Raw genomic sequence first — 4,455 nt, 5'->3', positions numbered from 1 at the left:
TCCGGGTTCGGACTTTCACCGAACTATTTTATCTGCACCGAACTGGCGCACCCTCATTTTTATCTTATAATTTGTCTGAATTTTCTTGTTTGCTGGAATCATTAGAAGCCGCCTCACTCCAGATCCTGGTCTGCCAGTACAGATAGCCAAAGTACAATTCCAGCAAATACAGTTCCTGCGAAGGATCGATTTTGCGTATTTCATCCATACAATCTACGACAAGATCGCCAAAATTCTTTTTCGGATCATACTGCAGCGGTGTTTTCCAGTTCATATCGCTATTGGCTTTTGCTGTACTATACTGCACAAGTAATTTGACTTCTTCATAGCAATCCGCTTGATGACAAATAGAAGCAATATCACGAAACTGGTTGCACCCGATTTTAGTTTTCGACCCGGCGTCTTTGGCAAACAGCTTTCCGAATTTATCTTGATCAATTTGTTTTTTCATGCCCTGAACAATTTCAATAATTTGTTTTTTGATTTGTTTTCGATCCATCTCATTTCACTCCTATACAATGAATTTTATGGCAGATCTCAATCTGACCATATCCATCCAATGTTTTCTCTCCAACTCCATTTTTCTGCAATTCTAGTAACAGCTGCACTGCCTCTTCATAACGCCCTTCTTTGATTTCCAACAAAATAGATGTTCCCTTCAGCAAATGAAGATCCGGCTTTTTCTGTTTCCAATCTCCCCATTTCCTCGAAGTATCATACCCACTGTAAAGCTGTGTTTCTGCAACAATATTTTTCATTCGAAATGGCAGATCTTTTGCGCCAAATAATGCTGTTTCCCAAAGCTTTGTATAGTCCTCATCCGTCCGGATATCAGCAATCTCGTCTATCTTTACACAAGCATCTGAAAGCAGCAGAACTGCGGCTTGGTTTGTTGTATGGAACCGCTGATTAAAACTGAAAATGCGATTTTCCAGTTCTTCCTTTGTACACTCCTCTTCCGGCGTTATACGAACAATTTTCATCTTTCCAAAACCATTGGAAGCATATTTTCCGCAATAGATCACATCGCCCTCTGACAAAAATCCAGTTTCCGCATCATCGATCACCGCTTCAAAATGTGTCCCCTTCTGAATGGCACGAATGGAAAACAAACTTCCTGTTTTCGCAGTATTGGAATACTGACTGATGGCAGTATGGGTGGTTAAATGAATTTTTGGTTTTACCTGATGGAACATCCCATTCTCTTCACATAAAAATCCTTTTGCTGATTCCATACGTTTTAAATCATCTGTACATTTATGACACTGTACTTTACTGCTATCCACGATGGTATCCTGTATTGGATGATCCGTTCCGCAGTTCTTACATACTCTAGAGGTAAACGGCGCTGGAATTGCACCACTGATATATGCATAGGAAAAACGCATTTGAGAAAAATTTTCGCAAACTTTCCGTTGGGGGCAGTTGGCGCATACTCCGTTTGCATCTTTCAGCGTCACAAAATGCAGTTTTCCATCCGGCGTTGGCATATCGCCCAAAGGACATTCCAACAGAATTTGCTTTGCAAAAGCTGCCCGTAGAACAGAACCTCGGATAAAGGGTTCTGATTCCAGGAAATTGTCTGCAATACGTACGCCGCCGCACATCAGATCACTTTGCAGTTCAAATTCCACTCTCTGCTTCATTTACGCTCACCTCCACAAATCCCAGACCTCTGCTTTTTCCAAGACCGATACAATTTATAAGCTCCAGTGCTTTCCATAGACAAGCTTCTTCTGCCTTTTGATTCTCTGTAAAATAAGCTGTGATCTGCCCGGAAAATTCAACCGGCATTCCATCCGCATCAAAAGGCTCTACAACCTGTGTAAAGACCAATGCTCCTGCCATACTTGTCTGCAAATAACGATCCACTCCAACATTCGTTCTGGTCATATAGTTCAGCGGTTGCCGGCATTCCAGATTGTCAAAAATGATTCGTGACTGCTGAAATCCCGCACGTCCGAACATTTTACAGGTACTGCATGAACAGGGTGCACTGACAGTATCTGCCCGATGCGTTGCATGTGCTTCATCCACAAGAGAAACCATCTTGCTATAATTTTCCCGTACGATCCCTTTGAAAAGTGTTGCAGGAATATATGCCTGTCCATCCTGTTTTACTGTGATTCTCACACCATCCGCATTAGTACCACCGTTGATATGCAGTGCAGAAAGCAACTTCACTCGAACTTGATAGATCTTTTTCATATTGGATCATTCTCCCCCCTGCTGAACTGCATTAAATCAATCAAATCGTCCCAGATAAAGTAGGTTTTTCCGTCCTTATGATAATAGCCATCCTGATATACATATCTGTCCAGTGTTTCCGGGGGCAGAACTGCCTTTTCCTTATCCTTGCAGTTGATATAATCCAAAAACATAGACGCCTCAATTTCTAAATCTGCCTGATGAAATGCTTCGGAAATGTTGTACAATCGGGAAGAATCCAGACATTTATTCCGCTTCAGTTTCGATACATACTTTAAGATCTCTTTGGCGGCATCCAGGGAATAGGGACGTAACGTACTGATTTGTTTTCCCTCCACAGCGTTTTCATAGGTAGTCAGCACTTGAAACGAAAGGCTGCCTGAACAATGTTCCTGTTTTACCAGATCTTTCGCATCCGATAGCTGATCTTCTGCAGCTTCCAGCATAATTTTTATCGGCGTGTCGGACTTTGCAATACAAATACCAGCAGATAATGTAGATTTGGGATTCGGAAACTTTTGTTCAAACGCTTTGTTGTATCGTTCGATCAGATTTACGGCAAATGCCACAGCATCTTTTCCGGGAACCAGCAGAAAAATATCATCTCCGCCCATTGCAACGATCTCAAATCGAACGATCTTTTGTTCGCACATCGCACCATAAACGATCTCGGGCATGGTCTCACGGACAAAGTCACTGAAATCCATCATTTCAGTCAACTTTTTCAATTTCTGAATCATGCCGCCCATATTGTTGCCATCAGCATACACGACTGCAACATCCTCTGCATCAATGTCTTCCAGCTTATGTGCAAAACAGACCTGGTCTGCGAGAACATCTGCGCCATTTTTCCGCAAAAAAGTCCGATATGCCTCAACGTAGCGTCCTTTTGCGGATCTGCCTGCCAGAATCTTATGCAGACATCCACCGCAGACGACCTGTCCATTCCATTCATAATACGCCAGCCGCTTCTTACAAGCATCACAGTACTGCTCGGCATCCGGCAGAGTTTCTGCTTCAATTCTGATACCGTCTGAGAGCTCCTGATGCAGCATTTCACTTTTCGGTTTTGCTTGAAAGAGAATTTTCGTCTTTTTGCGAGCAGTAAGTGCCAATTCCAGTGTTCTAAGCTGTTCGCTGTACTGTTTTCCAAACAAGCTGCTCAACGAGATCCGTTCGCTGACATAATATGCTGTCTGAGCAGTCACCAGCCGTTTTTGTGCTTCCTGTTCCATTGCAATTCCCAGAGACGGGTCTGTATCTGCCGGGACTAGCGCAAGAAGATTTCCACCGCCGTTGTACAAAACGCAGTCAAAACCCACACTGTTCCGCAGAAATTCCGGAACAATATGCTCCTGCACCTCTGTAATGATTTTGCTGGCGCCGCGGATGTTCATCAGATCATTATCTTCCAGATAATACCCTTTGATTTTGTATGTACCGCCTTTCACCAGGCGTACCTCCAGATCTTGACGCAGAGGCGTTTCCGGATGGTTCAGATGGCATATTGCATTTTCTGCCAGCTGTTCTGCATCGTTTTTTGCAGCATGGGCGTACAGCGATGTCAGAATCTTTTGTAGTCTTGTTTCTGCACTTATTGCTGATTTCAAAGCGCTTCACCTCTATAATAATGTAAAAATAAACAAAATCATTTTGATTATATCATATTTCAGCAAAATTGTCAAGTAATTGTGCAAAAATAATACAAAACAGCCTGCACCAAGAAAAAATTGGTACAGGCTGTTTTTGTTTATGTGAGTTTCCTTCACCTTACGGAGTAAAAATTAGTTGCAAGTTTAAATTTACGATATAATTATTATAGAAAAGTTTCAATCACCTTACGGAGTTAATGTTGGTTGCGACCCAATAATATCGACAGAATAACACTAGCCTATATGTTTCAATCACCTTACGGAGTTAAAGTCGGTTGCAACCGCTAACAGTGATCTATTTGTCCTGAACCGGATTGCGTTTCAATCACCTTACGGAGTTAAAGTCGGTTGCAACCAAAGGAATTGATAAAGCATATAATGCTCTTGAAAGTTTCAATCACCTTACGGAGTTAAAGTCGGTTGCAACTTGCCAATGCAATCACATTTGCAAACCTTTATTGTTTCAATCACCTTACGGAGTTAAAGTCGGTTGCAACGATGAGAATGGTCATAAATGCTTTGAACGAAATGTTTCAATCACCTTAGAGCCTGTTTAGTATCTTTTAAGAATAATGCGGATAAAAGCGAGGGAAAC

4 protein-coding genes are annotated in these 4,455 nt (G+C 42.1%); all 4 read right to left on the bottom strand.

Annotated elements, in window-relative coordinates:
- Positions 1 to 64: 64 nt before the first annotated feature.
- The 4 genes from QZ375_RS13780 to QZ375_RS13765 are packed head-to-tail and all read right to left on the bottom strand — an operon-like array spanning position 65 to position 3,818.
- Positions 65 to 499 (bottom strand): hypothetical protein, encoded by a 435-nt coding sequence (locus tag QZ375_RS13780; RefSeq protein ID WP_295219876.1) that lies wholly within the window; start codon positions 497 to 499, stop codon positions 65 to 67.
- A gap of 1 nt (position 500) precedes the next feature.
- Positions 501 to 1,646 carry a hypothetical protein gene (locus tag QZ375_RS13775; RefSeq protein WP_295219874.1) on the bottom strand — a complete coding sequence of 382 codons (1,146 nt, stop codon included), beginning with the start codon at positions 1,644 to 1,646 and terminating at the stop codon, positions 501 to 503.
- On the bottom strand, positions 1,624 to 2,208 hold the full coding sequence (locus QZ375_RS13770; protein ID WP_295219872.1) for an RAMP superfamily CRISPR-associated protein: 585 nt from the start codon (positions 2,206 to 2,208) through the stop codon (positions 1,624 to 1,626). Before QZ375_RS13770 ends, QZ375_RS13775 begins: the two co-directional genes overlap by 23 nt.
- Positions 2,205 to 3,818 carry a hypothetical protein gene (locus QZ375_RS13765; protein ID WP_295219870.1) on the bottom strand — a complete coding sequence of 538 codons (1,614 nt, stop codon included), beginning with the start codon at positions 3,816 to 3,818 and terminating at the stop codon, positions 2,205 to 2,207. The genes QZ375_RS13770 and QZ375_RS13765 overlap by 4 nt, the downstream gene beginning before the upstream one ends.
- Between the last annotated feature and the right edge of the window lie 637 nt (positions 3,819 to 4,455).

It is taken from the genome of Ruminococcus sp. (assembly GCF_019417665.1).
Lineage (GTDB): Bacteria > Bacillota > Clostridia > Oscillospirales > Ruminococcaceae > Ruminococcus_C.
Note: the sequence above shows the minus strand (reverse complement) of the source record. Positions and strands in the feature narration are given on the sequence as shown.